Annotated in this window: 14 protein-coding genes; 13 read left to right on the top strand and 1 reads right to left on the bottom strand. The window is 72.3% G+C overall.

Annotation, left to right across the window (positions count from 1 at the left end; all coding sequences use genetic code 11):
* The first annotated feature begins 127 nt into the window (after positions 1–127).
* Positions 128–3907, top strand: coding sequence for a hypothetical protein (locus AB0J55_RS23000; RefSeq protein ID WP_364251963.1), 3780 nt, complete (start codon positions 128–130; stop codon positions 3905–3907).
* Between the two features lie 192 nt (positions 3908–4099).
* Here the strand turns inward: AB0J55_RS23000 and AB0J55_RS22995 are convergent, their stop codons facing one another.
* A complete protein-coding gene (locus tag AB0J55_RS22995; RefSeq protein WP_364251779.1) occupies positions 4100–6214 on the bottom strand; it encodes an ATP-binding domain-containing protein in 2115 nt (704 codons plus the stop codon).
* 124 nt (positions 6215–6338) lie between these two features.
* On the opposite strand from AB0J55_RS22995, the gene rsmD reads away from it, so the two are divergent.
* The 12 genes from rsmD to AB0J55_RS22935 all read left to right on the top strand — a co-directional run bounded on the left by rsmD (position 6339) and on the right by AB0J55_RS22935 (position 15064).
* Positions 6339–6899 carry a 16S rRNA (guanine(966)-N(2))-methyltransferase RsmD gene (gene rsmD / locus AB0J55_RS22990; protein ID WP_364251776.1) on the top strand — a complete coding sequence of 187 codons (561 nt, stop codon included), beginning with the start codon at positions 6339–6341 and terminating at the stop codon, positions 6897–6899.
* 43 nt (positions 6900–6942) lie between these two features.
* A complete protein-coding gene (coaD, locus tag AB0J55_RS22985) occupies positions 6943–7428 on the top strand; it encodes a pantetheine-phosphate adenylyltransferase (protein WP_364251773.1) in 486 nt (161 codons plus the stop codon).
* A gap of 140 nt (positions 7429–7568) precedes the next feature.
* Positions 7569–8252, top strand: coding sequence for a ribonuclease domain-containing protein (locus AB0J55_RS22980; RefSeq protein ID WP_364251770.1), 684 nt, complete (start codon positions 7569–7571; stop codon positions 8250–8252).
* Between the two features lie 64 nt (positions 8253–8316).
* Positions 8317–8820 carry a SigE family RNA polymerase sigma factor gene (locus tag AB0J55_RS22975; protein ID WP_364251768.1) on the top strand — a complete coding sequence of 168 codons (504 nt, stop codon included), beginning with the start codon at positions 8317–8319 and terminating at the stop codon, positions 8818–8820.
* Positions 8817–9467: a hypothetical protein gene (locus AB0J55_RS22970; RefSeq protein WP_364251765.1), complete on the top strand. Its 651-nt coding sequence runs from the start codon at positions 8817–8819 to the stop codon at positions 9465–9467. Before AB0J55_RS22975 ends, AB0J55_RS22970 begins: the two co-directional genes overlap by 4 nt.
* A 112-nt stretch (positions 9468–9579) precedes the next feature.
* On the top strand, positions 9580–10308 hold the full coding sequence (locus AB0J55_RS22965; RefSeq protein ID WP_191313740.1) for a DivIVA domain-containing protein: 729 nt from the start codon (positions 9580–9582) through the stop codon (positions 10306–10308).
* Between the two features lie 298 nt (positions 10309–10606).
* Positions 10607–11209, top strand: coding sequence for a YceD family protein (locus AB0J55_RS22960; RefSeq protein WP_364251762.1), 603 nt, complete (start codon positions 10607–10609; stop codon positions 11207–11209).
* Positions 11210–11281: 72 nt separating this feature from the next.
* Positions 11282–11464 (top strand): 50S ribosomal protein L32, encoded by a 183-nt coding sequence (gene rpmF / locus AB0J55_RS22955; RefSeq protein WP_003090635.1) that lies wholly within the window; start codon positions 11282–11284, stop codon positions 11462–11464.
* A 13-nt stretch (positions 11465–11477) separates the two neighbouring features.
* Positions 11478–12227: a ribonuclease III gene (rnc, locus tag AB0J55_RS22950; protein WP_364251758.1), complete on the top strand. Its 750-nt coding sequence runs from the start codon at positions 11478–11480 to the stop codon at positions 12225–12227.
* A gap of 88 nt (positions 12228–12315) precedes the next feature.
* A complete protein-coding gene (locus AB0J55_RS22945; protein WP_364251755.1) occupies positions 12316–13671 on the top strand; it encodes a polysaccharide lyase 6 family protein in 1356 nt (451 codons plus the stop codon).
* Positions 13672–13701: 30 nt separating this feature from the next.
* Positions 13702–14571, top strand: coding sequence for a bifunctional DNA-formamidopyrimidine glycosylase/DNA-(apurinic or apyrimidinic site) lyase (gene mutM, locus AB0J55_RS22940; protein WP_364251752.1), 870 nt, complete (start codon positions 13702–13704; stop codon positions 14569–14571).
* 58 nt (positions 14572–14629) lie between these two features.
* Complete coding sequence (locus AB0J55_RS22935) at positions 14630–15064, top strand: XRE family transcriptional regulator (protein ID WP_364251750.1); 435 nt, start codon at positions 14630–14632, stop codon at positions 15062–15064.
* The last annotated feature ends 54 nt before the right edge of the window (positions 15065–15118 follow it).

The following is a 15118-nucleotide window of genomic DNA, read 5'->3' as shown; positions in this document are numbered from 1 at the left end:
CGCCCGGCGGTGACGATCTTCACGCCGGTCCCGCCGAACGGCCACGGAAGGGCCCGGCACCGGGATACGGTGGGCCAACCGGAAAGAGGGAAAAACAGGAGGACGGGTGCCGCGTCCGGAACGACCGTTGGACCCCGGGGACGATCTGCTGACCGAATTCGCCGCCGATCTCCGGCGGTTGCGCGAGAGCGCCGGGAATCCGACCTACCGCGAGCTCGGGCGGCGCGCGCACTACTCGGCCGGGACGCTGTCGGAGGCCGCCGGCGGGCGGAAACTCCCCAGCCTGGCGGTCACCCTGGCCTACGTCCGGGCCTGCGGCGGGGTGCCGGCGGAATGGGAGGAACGCTGGCACGCCGTCGCCGACGAGTCCCGCCGGGACGGTGCCGGTTCACCGCCCGGGCCGGAACCCGGGGAAAATCCGCCGTACGTCGGGCTGGCCGCTTTCACGCCGGACGACGCGGACCGATTCTTCGGCCGCGAACGGCTGGTCGAAAAGCTCGTCGAACGGCTCGCGAGACAACGATTTCTCGCCGTTCTCGGCGCGTCCGGCTCGGGGAAGTCGTCGCTGCTGCGGGCCGGGCTGCTGCCCTCGGTGAAGGGGCCCGCCGTGCTGTTCACCCCCGGCGCCCGGCCGCTGCAGGAGTGCGCGGTCAAGTTCGCCGCCGCGCTCGGCGTCCCGCCCGGCGCCCTGCTCGACGACTTCGCCGCCCACCCGCGCAACCTCGGGCTCGCCGCCCGCCAGCTGGCCGACGGCGGCGACCACGATCTCGTCCTGGTCGTCGACCAGTTCGAAGAGGTCTTCACGCTCTGCCAGGACGACCAGGAGCGGGCGCGGTTCCTCGGCGCGCTGCTCACCGCGACCACCGAGCCCGGCAGCCGCACGCACGTGGTCCTCGGCATCCGCACCGACTTCTACACCCACTGCGCGCGGCACGCCGGCCTCGCCGAGGCCATGCAGGACGCCCAGGTCCTGGTCGGCCCGATGACGACCGAGGAGCTCCGGCAGGCCATCTCGAGGCCCGCGGTCGACGCCGGGTACCGCGTCGAGACCGCCCTGGTCTCGCGGCTGGTCGCGGACGCCACCGGCCAGCCCGGCGTGCTGCCGCTGCTTTCGCACGCCCTGCTGGAGACGTGGCGCCGCCGCCGCGGCACCACGTTGACGCTCGCCGCCTACGAGTCGGCCGGCGGGGTCGAGCGGGCCATCGCGCAGACGTCCGAAGCCACCTACGCGAAGCTGTCGCCACGTCAGCAGCAGCTCGCGCGGCAGATCTTCCTCCGCATGACCGCGCTCGGCGAAGGCACCGAAGACACCAAGCGCCGCATCGGCCGCGCCGAGCTGGACACCGACGACGAAGACACCGCCGTCGTCCTCGGCGAGCTGGCCGCGGCCCGGCTGGTCACCCTCGACGACACCGGCATCGAGATCGCCCACGAGGCCCTGATCCGCGGCTGGCCGCGGCTGCGCGAGTGGCTCACCGAGGACCGCGACGGCCTGCGCGTGCACCGGCAGCTCACCGAGGCGACCGACGCCTGGGAGGCCGTCGGCGAGGACCCGGGCTGGCTCCACCGCGGCACCCGGCTGGCCGTCGCCCGGGAGTGGGCCGCGCGCCAGGACTCGGCGCTGTCCCGGCGGGAACGGCGGTTCCTCGACGCGAGCCTCGCCGTCGAGCACGCCGAACAGGAGCGCGACCGGCGTCGCACGCGGCGGCTGCGTCAGCTGGTCGCGTTGCTGGCGGTGCTGCTGGTCTTCGCCGTGGCCGCCACCGTCTACGCCGTGCGCGCGGAGACCACCGCCACCGAGCAGCGCAACGACGCCCTCGCCCAGAAGGTCGCGGGCCAGGCGCTGGCCATGCGCGCCACCAACCCCGCGCTCGCCGCGCAGCTCGCGCTGGCCGCGTACCGCCTGGATCCCGGGGCCGACGAGCGCAGCGGCCTGCTCGGCATGTTCGGGTCGCCGTACTCGACGCGGCTGACCGGGCACACCGGGCGGGTCAACACCGTGGCCCTCCGCCCGGACGGGCGGGTCCTCGCCACGGCCAGCTGGGACGGCACCGCGCGGCTCTGGGACGTCCACGACCCGCACCACCCGGTGCCGCTCGGCGTGCTCACCGGGCGCACCGGGCACTCGGGCAACGTCAACAACGTCGCCTTCGCCGCCGACGGGCGGACCGTCGCGACCGCGGGCTTCGACGGCACGGTCCGCGTCTGGGACGTCTCCGACCCGGCCCGGCCGGGGCCCGGCGTGGTCGTCGAACAGCACGCGGGCAAGGCGTACGCGGTCGCGTTCAGCCCGGCCGGGCCGCTGCTGGCGACCGCCGACGTCGCGGGCACGATCCGGCTGTACGACACGACCGACCCGCTCCGCCCCCGGCCGTCGGGGGAGCTGACCGGGCACACCTCCTACGTCAACAACCTGGCCTTCAGCGAAGACGGCCGGCTGCTGGCCTCCGCGTCGGCCGACAAGACGGCCCGCGTCTGGGACGTCGCCGCCCGGCGTCAGCTCGGCGTCGCGGCCGGGCACACCGACGTCGTGCACGCGGTCGCGTTCGCCCCCGGCGGGCACACGCTCGCCACGGCGAGCCAGGACCAGACCGCGCGGCTGTGGGACGTCACCGACCCGGCGAACCCGGGGCAGCTGGCGTCGCTCACCACGCACAAGGCGATCGTGCGCTCGGTCGCCTTCACCGCCGACGGGCGCACGCTCGCCACCACCGGCTTCGACCGCACGGCCCGGCTGTGGGACGTCGCCGACCCGCGGCAGCCGCGCGAGCTGCCGTCCCTGCCCGGGCACATCGGCGCAGTCGTCTCCGCGGTGTTCACCCGCGACGGCCGCACGCTGGTCACGGCCAGCGACGACCAGACCGCCCGGCTGTGGGACCTGCCCGGCCCCGGCATCCCGGCGCACACCGCCCAGACCTGCCACGTCGCCTTCGGCCCCGGCGGCCGCGTGCTGGCGACCGGCGGCTACGACAAGACGGTGCGGCTGCACGACCTCGCCGATCCGCGCGCGCCCCGGACACTCGCGACGATCGACGGCTTCGGCGATGCGGTCTGCGGGGTCGCCGTCAGCCCGGACGGCCGCACCCTGGCCACCGGCAGCTGGGACCACACGATGGCGCTGCGGGACATCACCGACCCGGCCCGCCCCGGGCCGCCGGTGGCGTTCAACCAGTACACCGACGACATCGACGCGGTCGCGTTCAGCCCGGACGGCCGGTTCCTCGCCACCGCCGGTCAGGGCCACACGGCCCGGCTCTGGGACCTCGCCGACCGCACGCGCCCGGTGGAGATCGCGAAGCTCGAGGGCCACGACGACGACGTCCACACGCTGGCCTTCAGCCCGGACGGCCGGACGCTCGCCACGGCGGGCTGGGACCACACCGCCCGGCTCTGGGACGTCTCGGCGCCGCGGGCCCCGCGGCTGCTCGCGAAGCTGGCGGGGCACACCGACACGGTGTTCTCGGTGGCCTTCGGCCCGGACGGCCGGCACGTCGCCACCGCGAGCGCGGACCGCACGGTGCGGCTGTGGGACGTCTCGGACCCGGCGCACGTGCCGCCGCCCGCGGTCCTGAACGGCCACACGGACATCGTGATGTCGGTGTCGTTCAGCGGCGACGGCCGGACGCTGGCCTCCGGCAGCTACGACCGGACGATCCGGCTGTGGGAGGTGGCGGGCGCGGCGCCGTACGCGGTCCTGCCCGAGCAACGCGACCGCGTCTACGCCGTGCAGTACGCGCCCGATGGCCACACACTGGCCGGAGCGGTCGCGGACGGCACGGTGCGGTTGTGGGAGGCCGATCCCGGCCGGGCGGCCGAACGGATCTGCCGCGCGGTGTCACCGCGGATCACCGAAGCGGAGTGGACGGCCAGCCTGCCGGGCCTGGACTACGCGCCACCCTGCCCCTGACCGGCGAACCCGGGTTGTTCGGCGTTGTTGTTCGGTGCCCGGTCGCGGACACCGAACAACCCGGATCGGCTAGACATGCCCTCGGACGCCGGACGTCCCCACTACGTTCACTCACCGGGGGTCTGAAGGGCTCCTTCGAGGGCACGGGAACCCGCCACCCGCCCCGCGAAGGGGCCCTTCAGCGTTTCCGCGTCAGGCGGCCGGGATCCAGTCCGGGTTCGAGGCCAGCACGATCAGCTGCTGCGTCGCCCGGGTCAGCGCCACGTACAGCACGCGCCGCCCGGTCGTCGACTCGGTGATCAGCTCCACCGGCTCCACGAGCACGACCGCGTCGTACTCCAGGCCCTTCGAATCGAGGCTGCCCACGACCTTCAGCCGCTCGTCCGCCTGCCCGGCCAGCCAGCCCGCGACCTCCGGCACCCGGTCCATCGCCGTGATGACGCCGACCGTGCCCTCGACCGCTTCCAGCAGTTCCTTCACCGCCGCCTGCGTCGCCGACGCCAGGCTCGCCGCCTCCACCGGGCGGACCTCCGGCTCGACCCCGGTGCGGCGGACCGCCACCGGCAGCTCGCCGGACTCCGCGTGGTTCGCCACGACCTTCGCCGCGAGGTCGAAGATCTCCGCCGAGTTGCGGTAGTTCGTGCGCAGCGTGAACCGGCGCCGGGCCGTCTTGACGCCGAACGCCTGGTCGCGCGCCGAAGCCGCCTCCGCCGGGTCCGGCCAGGAGCTCTGCACCGGGTCGCCGACCACCGTCCAGCTCGCGTACTTGCCGCGCCGGCCCACCATCCGCCACTGCATCGGCGAGAGGTCCTGTGACTCGTCGACGACCACGTGCGAGTACTCGTCGTAGTGCTCCGGCCGCGTCGGCGCCCCGCCCGAGCGCTCCGGCTCCACCTCGATCACCTGGCGCCGCTTGCGCTTCGGCGGCGGCCCGATCAGCACGCGCAGCTCGTCCAGCAGCGCCACGTCCGCGATCGACCAGCCCCGCGACCGGTCCGCGAAGTCCGCGGCCAGCATCGAGATCTCCTGGCGGTTCAGGATGCCCTTCGCCGCCGAAGCCAGCCGCTTCTCCTCGCCCAGCCACTTGAGGATCTGCGCCGGGTAGAGCACCGGCCACCACACGACGAGGAAGCGGTGGAAGTCGATCCGCTCGCCCAGGTCGGTGATCAGCTCGGCCCGGTCGATCTGCCTGCCGTCGTCCTTCGCGTGCTCCTCGGCCTTCGCGGCGAGGGCGTCCAGCAGCAGCTCCGCCGCCCGGATCCGGGACCGGTTCGGCGGCGCGCCCTGGGTGTGGGCCTTGCGGCGGATCTTCTCCAGCTCCCGCGCGTTCAGCTTCAGCACTTCGCCGCGGTAGACGATCCGCATCTCCTCGGGCGCCTCCGGCGGCGTGTCGCGCAGGGCCCGCAGCAGCACCTTCCGGATCCGCAGCGACCCCTTGACGGCGGCGAGCGGCGCCGCGTCCTGCCGCGTCGCCTCCAGGCCGTCGAGGACTTCGCCGAGCGCCCGCAGCTCGACGTTCGTCTCGCCCATCGAGGGCAGCACGCGCGAGATGTAGCTGGTGAACACCCCCGATGGCCCGATGACCAGTACGCCGGCCCCGCCGAGCTGACGCCGGTAGCGGTAGAGCAGGTAGGCGGCGCGGTGCAGCGCGACCGCGGTCTTGCCGGTACCCGGGCCGCCGGTGATCTCGGTGACCCCGCGCCACGGCGCCCGGATGACCTCGTCCTGTTCCTTCTGGATGGTCGCGACGATGTCGCGCATCTTCTCGCCGCGGGAGCGCCCCAGCGCGGCCATCAGCGCGCCTTCGCCGACGATCTGCATGTCCTCGGGCACGGCGTCGGCGATCAGGACGTCGTCGTCGACGTCCAGGACGTTCTGGCCCGAGCAGCGGATCACGCGCCGCCGCACGACGTCCATCGGTTCCTCGGCGGTGGCCTGGTAGAACGCCGCCGCGGCCGGCGCGCGCCAGTCCGTGACGAGGTTGTCGAACTCGGCGTCGCGGATGCCGAGCCTGCCGACGTAGGTGCGCTCACCGTCGCGGTCGTCGAGCCGGCCGAAGACGAGGCCCTCGTACTCGGCGTCGAGCGTCTGCAGCGTCTGGTTGGCGTGGTAGACCATCATGTCGCGCTCGAACAGCATCGACGCCTGCTCGAAGATCGCCTCGCGCTGCGCTCCCTGGCCGATCTCGTAGCCCTTCGTGCGCATGGCCTCGGCCTGGGCCCGCAGTTCGTCCAGACGGGTGTACACGCGATCGACGTGGGCTTGCTCGATGGCGATCTCGGCCCGTCTGACCCGAGGTTCGGACACGCATGGCTCCTTGACAGCTTTGGGATCGCCTCCGAGGGCGAAGAACGACTCTACGCGGTGGCATCGGCGGGGACACCCGTGTCCCGGTCATCCGCGCCGGGTGTCGTCCCCGCACAATCGGGGGGTGACCAGGATCGTGGCCGGGACGGCGGGCGGGCGGCGGCTGAAGGTGCCGCCGAAGGGCACCCGGCCGACGTCGGAACGCGTGCGGGAAGCCCTGTTCAACGCCCTGGAGACGGCGGGCGAGCTCGACGGCGCCCGCGTCCTCGACCTCTACGCGGGCTCCGGCGCGCTCGGCCTCGAAGCCCTTTCCCGCGGTGCAGCGGACGCGTTGTTCGTGGAGGCCGACCGGCGGGCGGTGGACGTCCTGCGCGGCAACGTCACGGCGCTGGGCCTGGGCGGCACGGTCCGGGCCGGACAGGTCGAGGCGGTGGTCGCGGCGCCCGCGCCCGGCCCGTTCGACCTCGTGCTGGCCGACCCGCCGTACGCCGTCGGCGCGGCGGCGCTCGGGTCCGTCCTGGCGGCGCTGGCGGCGGGCGGCTGGCTGGGGTCGTCGGCCCTGGTCGTGATCGAGCGCGCCGCCCGCGACGGCGAACCGGACTGGCCGGCGGGCTTCGAACCGGCCCGCGCGAAGAAGTACGGCGACACCGCTGTCTTCTGGGCGGAGTACACGGCTGTGGCGTGAGCCACGCGGCGGGAACCGGGTCCGGCACGGTAGCGTCCGCGCCATGCGGCGTGCGGTCTGTCCCGGTTCCTACGATCCGGCCACCAACGGGCACCTCGACATCATCGAGCGGGCCAGCCGGCTGTTCGACGAGGTCGTCGTCGCGGTGGGGGTGAACAAGAACAAGAAGGGCCTCTTCGAGGTGCCCGAGCGGCTCGACATGCTCCGCGAGATCACCGCGAAGCTGCCGAACGTGGTGGTCGACTCGTGGGAGGGCCTGCTGGTCGACTACTGCCGCGACAACGACATCGCGGCGGTCGCCAAGGGCCTGCGCTCGGTCAGCGACTTCGACTACGAGCTGCAGATGGCGCAGATGAACCGCGAGCTCACCGGCGTCGAGACGCTGCTGATGGCGAACAACCCGGCGTACGGGTTCGTGTCCAGCTCGCTGGTCAAGGAGGTCGCCGCGCTCGGCGGTGACATCGAGCGGTTCGTGCCGCCGATCGTCTACGAACGCCTCTCGGAGAAGTTCCCGAAGCTCGGGGGCTGACCCTCCACCGAGTCCACATCGGACGCCGGTGTCCGGTTCCCGTCGTTCGGCCCCCTCCGTTCGTCGGGACTTCGGCCCGGCGGTGGCGGAGTTCACGCCGACGTCTCCTGACGATCATCCGATCGAGTTACGGTCCGAAAATGACCAACTACCGATCGCGCCTGGCTGCCGTCCTGCTCGCGCTGCTGGCGACGCTGTTCGCCGGGGTCGCCGCGCCGTCTCCGGCCGTCGCCGCGCAGAACGCGTGCGGGAACCTGTCCGGCTTCTCGCACACGACGCTGTCGGCGCTCCCGGCCGAAGCGACCACGACGTACAACCTGATCCAGACCGGCGGCCCGTTCCCGTACCCCAAGAACGACGGCGTCATCTTCGACAACCGCGAAGGCGTCCTCCCGGCCTGCGCGTCGGGCTACTACCACGAGTACACGGTGCCGACGCCGGGCTCGAGCACCCGCGGCACGCGCCGGATCGTGACGGGCAGCGCCGGCGAGTACTTCTACACCGGCGACCACTACGCGACGTTCAAGGTCATCGACATCGCCGGCGGCACGACGCACGCCTGCGGCGACCTGTCGGGCCTGGCGAAGATCGGCTACTCGCAGCTGTCGTCGGCGGCGAAGACCGTCGTGAACAACGTCCGCGGCGGCACGGCCACCGGCACGACGTACGAGAACCGCGAAGGCGTGCTGCCGGCCTGCGCGTCCGGCTACTACAAGCTGTTCACCGTCGGGACGAACGACCGCGTGATCTCCGGCAAGGCGGGCGAGCTGGCCTACACGCCCGACCACTACGCCACCTTCAAGCGGATCGACCTGAATTCCTGATCCGTGCAACGCGCCGCGCCCCCTCGTCCGTGAGGTACACCGGAAGACGGACGGGGAGGGCGCGATGCGGGCTGCGGACGACGCGGAATTCCGGGAGTTCGCCCGGGCACGCGCCTTGACGCTGCGACGCACGGCGTACCTCCTGTGCGGCGACTGGCACCTCGCGGAGGACCTGGTCCAGGTCACCCTGATCAAGCTGTACCGGGTCTGGCCGAAGATCACCCGGAGGGGGCCTGTCGACAACTACGCCCGGCAGGTCCTGCTGCGCTGCTGGCTCGACGAGTCCCGGCGGCCGTGGCGGCGCCGCGAACGCCGTGACGGCGTCGTGCCGGACCGGCCGTCGCCCGCACCCGCGACCGGGATTTCCGGTCCGCTGCTGCGCGCGCTCGCCGAAGTCCCGCCGAAGCAGCGTGCCGCCGTCGTCCTGCGCTACTGCGCCGACCTGCCGGCGGCGGAGGTCGCCGAGGTGCTGCGCTGCTCGGAGGGGACCGTCCGGAGTCAGGCCGCCCGCGGGCTCGAGACCCTCCGGGGCGTGCTCGAGCAGAGCACGGAGAGGAGCGCGTGGTGACCGGCCTCGAAACCCGCCTGCGCGACGTCGACCTCGCGGAACCACCGCTGGGCTTCGACCCGGACGAGGTCGCCGACCGCGCGGCGCGGCGCGGCCGGCGGCGGTCCGCCTCGGTGGTCTTCGCGGCCGTCGCGGCGCTGGCCGCGCTGCTCGTCGTCCCGGCGCGCGAACCGGTGGCGCTCGTGCCGTCACTGGCCGAGCAGGCCCGGATCCGCGTGGCGCTCACCGAAGCCGTGACGCGGGCCCTGCCCGGCGTCCGCGACCTGACCCTTTCGGCCGCCGGGACCGGGCCGGCGCGGATGAGCGTGACGGCCGAGTTCGCCGACGCGGACGGGCGGCCCGGCGACTTCCGGCTGACCGTGCGCGGAGCGGGCGCCGCCCGGGAGGTCGTCCCGGCCGACGGGCTGTGCACCTGGACCGACCAGGTCCCGCACTGCGTCCGGCTCCCGCAGCCCGGCGGCGGCGTCCTGGTGCTTTCGGAACTCGTCTACAAGGACGTGAACGGCAACCTCGTGCCCGAGGGCGTCAACGGGTTCCTGTACCGCCCCGACGGCTCGACGGTGATCCTGACCGGCGGCCTGCGCCACCCGCTGACCGAGGAGCAGGTCACGAAGGTGATCACCGATCCGGCGCTGGCGCTGCCGTAGGACTTCCGGCGCCGGGCGTGGTCCAGGGGGACACGCCCGGCGCCGGTCGCGTTCACCGCTTCGGCGCCCGATGCGGGCAGACTGGGCACAGCGACAGGGGATTGGAGTTGCCGTGTACCGGGTTTTCGAGGCGCTCGACGAGCTCGTGACGATCGTCGAGGAGGCGCGCGGCGTCCCGATGACGGCCAGCTGCGTGGTGCCCCGGGGGGACGTGCTCGAACTCCTCGACGACGTCCGCGACGCACTGCCCGCGGAGATCGACGACGCGCAGGACGTCCTGGACAAGCGCGACGACCTGATCCACGCCGCCCGCAAGGAGGCGGGCGAGACGGTGGCGGGCGCGAACGCCGAGGCCGAGCGCACCATCGCCGAGGCGACCGACGAGGCGGAGCGCATCCTCGCCGACGCCCGCGCCCGCGCGGAGCAGATGCTCGCCGACGCACACGACCAGGCCGACCGCACGGTGGCGGCGGGCCAGGCCGAGTACCAGAACCTGACCGACCGGTCGCGCGCGGAATCCGAGCGCATGATCCAGGCCGGCCGCGACGCGTACGACCGCGCCATCGAGGACGGCCGCGCCGAGCAGGCCCGGCTGGTGGCCCAGACGGAGGTCGTCCAGGCGGCCCACGCGGAGTCGGCCCGGATCGTGGACGAGGCCCACGCGGAGGCGGATCGCCAGCGCGCGGACTGCGACGCGTACGTGGACGGCAAGCTGGCGGAGTTCTCGGAGCTGCTGGCGACGACCCTGCGGACGGTGGACAGCGGGCGCAACCACCTGCGGTCCCCGGCGAACCTGCCCAGCTCGAGCGGGCGGCCGACGCTGTACGACTACCAGGTGTGACGAGCTTCTCAGCGGCGGAGGCGGGCCCGGGCTCGTTCTGAATCCCGGCCGCGGCCGGCAAGCGGGCCGCCGGGTTGCCCACACCCCACCCGGAATGTGGACAGAAAGCTCCCGGCTGCAGCTGTCCCGGCTTTTCGTCGTGCGTCCTCGATAGACTGGAGCCGGGACCGGCCCCCAGGGAAGGGCGGGGGCGCGCGAGTGGCGGCCCGCTCGCCACACCGCCCGCGCCGCACTCCCGGCCCGCGACCGCCGGGTGCCAGCTCAAAACCGGTGGCGACCTGTGCGTACCCTGGACGGGATGTCCGAGAACAAGACCCCCCAGCTCGACGACCGCAGCCCGTGGGTGATCGACACCCGCGAGCTCGGCCGTCACGCCGGCCTCAGCCGCGCCGTCCAGCGCAGCGTGCCGGTGGAGACGCCGCTCGGCGTCCCCGATGTCATCACCATCGAAGCCGGCTCCGAGCTGGAACTCGACCTGCTCCTCGAGTCCGTCGTCGAAGGCGTGCTCGTCAGCGGCACCGCGAAAGCCACCGCGAAGGGCACCTGCGCCCGCTGTCTCGACCCCCTCACCGAGGAGGTCGAGGTCGAGGTCCAGGAGCTGTTCGCCTACCCCGGCTCGGCCACCGAGGAGACCACCGAGGAGGACGAGATCCCCCGGCTGGTCGACGACCGGATCGACCTCGAACCCATCGTGCGCGACGCCGTCGTGCTGGCTCTGCCGCTGGCTCCGCTGTGCACCGAGGACTGCGCCGGCCTCTGCACGGAGTGCGGTGTCAAGTGGGCCGATCTCGAGCCCGGACACGGGCATGAGAAGATAGACCCTCGGTGGGCCGCACTCGTCGAGCGATTCGACGAGAACGCGGGTGAAAAGCCTGCGCCGGGCCCCGCTGAGCAAGCCTGACGAGCGCCAGCTCGTTCCGGAGGAAAGTTCGCTCGCACGACCGCGAGCAGACCGTCATAAGGAGATCTACTCGTGGCCGTCCCGAAGCGGAAGATGTCGCGATCCAACACGCGCTCCCGCCGCAGCCAGTGGAAGGCGGCTCCGGTGCAGCTGGTGCCCTGCTCCAACCGCGCCTGCAAGCAGCCGAAGCTCCAGCACGTCGCGTGCCCGTCGTGCGGCCAGCACAACGGCCGCCAGGTCGTCGAGCCCGCCTGATCGGGTAGCCGACATGGGGGGCAAGACGCCCGGGGGACCAGCAGCCGATCCGGCGCCGTTGCTCGAAGCGCTCGGGGTCACCTTGGGCCCCGAGCTGCTCCGGCTTTCGCTGACCCACCGTTCGTACGCGTACGAAAACGGGGGTCTGCCGCCGAACGAGCGGCTGGAGTTCCTCGGTGACGCGGTGCTCAGCCTCGTCGTCACCGATCACCTCTACACCACACACCCCGACCTGCCCGAAGGCCAGCTCGCGAAGCTCCGCGCCAGCGTCGTCAACATGCACGCGCTGGCGCGGGTCGCCCGCGGGCTCGGCGAGGGCGGGCTCGGGGCGCACCTGCTGCTCGGCAAGGGCGAAGAGCTCACCGGCGGCCGGGACAAGGCGAGCATCCTCGCCGACGGCCTGGAAGCCGTCATCGGGGCCGCCTACATCGAGCACGGCATCGAGATCGCCCGCAAGCTCGTGCACCACCTCTTCGACGGCCTGCTCGCCGAAGCCCCGCTGCGCGGGGCCGGGCTCGACTGGAAGACGAGCCTGCAGGAGCTGACCGCGTCGGCCGGTCTCGGCGTGCCCGAGTACAAGGTCGAGGACACCGGGCCGGACCACCGCAAGGAGTTCACGGCCACGGTGCTGGTCGCCGGCCGTGCCCTCGGGCGCGGTGCCGGGTCGACGAAGAAGGAAGCCGAGCAGAAGGCCGCCGAGACGGCCTGGCGTTCGCTGTCCGCCGAACTCGAGGCGCAGAAGCAGGCCGAACCGGAGTCCTGATCACCGGGAACCTCCGTTGACGATTTCCCGAACCGCTCAGTAACGTGTGGCGATCCGCCGCGCTCGTAACGACTGAGAGGTTGGCGGAATGCGTCTGCTCTTCGTACCCCTGCTCGCCGCGGCGCTCGTCGTCGTACCCGGCCCGGCGGCGTCGGCCGCGCCGATCCGCGTCACGTCGCTGACGGCGCTGCAGTCCGCGATGGACAAGGCGAACCCCGGGGACACGATCGTCCTGGCCGACGGTTCGTACTCCGCGGGCTCGACGCTGTCGATCAAGCGGTCCGGATCGAGCTCGGCGCCCGTGACGATCGCCGCCGAGCACACCGGCAAGGCGACGATCACCGGCTCGAAGACGTTCTCCTTCGCCGGCGGCGTCCACCACGTCGTGCTGCAGGGCTTCAAGTTCCGGGGAAACGCTTCCCTGAGCGTCCCGGCCGGGGCGTCGCACAACCGCCTGTCCCGCAACGACTTCCAGCTCACCGGCGACGGCAACTGGGTCTCCGTCAACGGCGATGACACCGAAGTCGACCACAACGTCTTCCAGAACCGCACCAGCCAGGGCGTGTTCCTGCAGATCCTCGGCCCGTCGGACGCCATGGCGCAGAACGTCCACGTGCACCACAACTACTTCTTCAACCACCAGTTCTCCGGCGACAACGGCGGCGAGTCGATCCGGCTCGGGCTGAGCAACCACCAGTCCTACCCGGCGCACGCGATCCTCGAGTACAACCTTTTCGAGAAGGCCGACGGCGACATCGAGGCGATCTCGGTCAAGTCGTCGGACAACGTCATCCGCTACAACACCATCCGCGACAGCAAGGGCTACATCGTGCTGCGCCACGGCAACCGCAGCACCGTCGAGGGGAACCTGCTGTTCGGCTCCGGCATCCGGTTCCACGGCAACGACCACAGGATCGTCGACAACTACGTGGCCAACTCCGGCGGGCGGGCGATCGTCTTCGGCTCCGGCGACGAAGCCGACAGCGGGCCGACGAGCAAGCTGCACGACCGCCCGGACCGCGACACCGTCGCCTACAACACGGTGATCGGGTCGAGCAGCGTCATCGACGGCGACGGCGGGAACTTCAAGCCGAAGGACTGCGTGGTCGCGGACAACATCGTCAAGGGAACCTCGGGCACGCTCGTGACCCTGCCGAGCGGGCCGACCGTCAAGTACGAGGGCAACATCACCTTCGGCGGGACGGCGGGGATCCCGTCGCGCAACGTCGATCCCAAGCTGGTCAAGGACGCCGCCGGGCTCTATCGGCTGGCTTCGGGCAGCCCGGCGATCGACGCCGGGGCCGGTTCGTACCCGTACGCCGTGAAGGACTTCGACCTGCAGGCCCGGACGGGCACCTTCGACGTCGGCGCCGACGAGTACTTCGCCTCGGGGACGACCCGGGTCCCGCTGGTGAAGGCCGACGTCGGACCGGCCGCTCCGTAAATTGTCGTACCCCGAGGGCACAATGAACGCATGCCCGAATTACCCGAGGTCGAAGTCGTCCGCCTGGGGCTGCAGGCGCACGTCGCGGGGCGGACCATCCGCGAGGCGGAGGTCCTGCACCCGCGCGCCATCCGCCGGCACGCCCTGGGCGCGGAGGACTTCACGCAGCGGCTCGCCGGCACCCGCGTCGAGGCGGCGCGGCGCCGGGGCAAGTACCTGTGGCTGGAGCTGTCCGACAAGGAGGCGCTGCTGGCCCACCTCGGCATGAGCGGGCAGATGCTGGTCCAGCCGGAGGGCGCGCCGGACGAGAAGCACCTGCGGGTGCGGCTGCGGTTCGACGACGACGGGCCGGAGCTGCGGTTCGTCGACCAGCGGACGTTCGGCGGCCTGGCGCTCGACGACCTCGGCGACATCGGCGGCGACGTGCTGCTGCCGGACACGATCGCGCACATCGCGCGCGACCCGATGGACCCGGAGTTCGACCTCGACAGTGCGGTGCGCGCGCTGCGGTCGCGGCGCACCGAGGTCAAGCGGGCGCTGCTCGACCAGACGCTCGTGTCGGGCATCGGCAACATCTACGCCGACGAAGCCCTGTGGCGCGCCCGCCTGCACTGGTCGCGGCCGACGACGAAGCTGACCATGGCGAAGGGGCGGGAGCTGCTGTCGGCGGCGGCGGACGTGATGAACGCGGCGCTGGGCGCGGGCGGCACGTCGTTCGACGCGCTGTACGTCAACGTCAACGGGCAGTCGGGGTACTTCGACCGGTCGCTGGACGCGTACGGCCAGGAGGGCATGCCGTGCCACCGGTGCGGCGCGGCGATCCGGCGGGAGCCGTTCATGAACCGTTCGTCGTTCTCGTGCCCGCGCTGCCAACCGCGGCCGAGGGCGAACTCGGGTTGATAAAAGGGGGTTGCCTTTCAGCTAGGATGAATATGCCTGGTAGCTGAGGGAGTGCATCGTGGTCAAGGAGCCCGGAAAGTCGACGCTGGCCGACAAGATCGACCGGCTGTTCCACGTGGTGCGCCGGCCCGACCGGGAGCCCTACAGCAACGAAGAGGTCGCCAAGGCCTGTCGCGAGGCCACGGGCGAGAGCTTTTCGACGACGTACTTGTGGCAACTGCGCACGGGCCGCCGCGACAACCCGACCAAGCGCCACCTCGAAGCACTGGCGCAGTTCTTCGGGGTACCGCCGGCCTACTTCTTCGACGACGAGCAGAGCACGAAGATCGCGGAGGAGCTGGCCCTGCTGGGTGCGTTGCGCGACGCGGGAGTCCGGGATCTGGCCCTGCGCGCGGTGACGTTGTCCTCGGACGGCCTGGACACGATCAGCGACATGATCGACGCGATCGCCCGGCGGGAGGCCGGCCGCGGCACCCCGAAGAAAGAGGGCTGACGCCGGCGTTGCGGGCGGCCGGTGCGTGCTCGGATCCAGCCGTGGGGAACCATG

This window comes from Amycolatopsis sp. NPDC049688 (assembly GCF_040674975.1).
GTDB lineage: Bacteria > Actinomycetota > Actinomycetes > Mycobacteriales > Pseudonocardiaceae > Amycolatopsis.
This window is presented reverse-complemented; position numbering and strand designations above follow the sequence as displayed.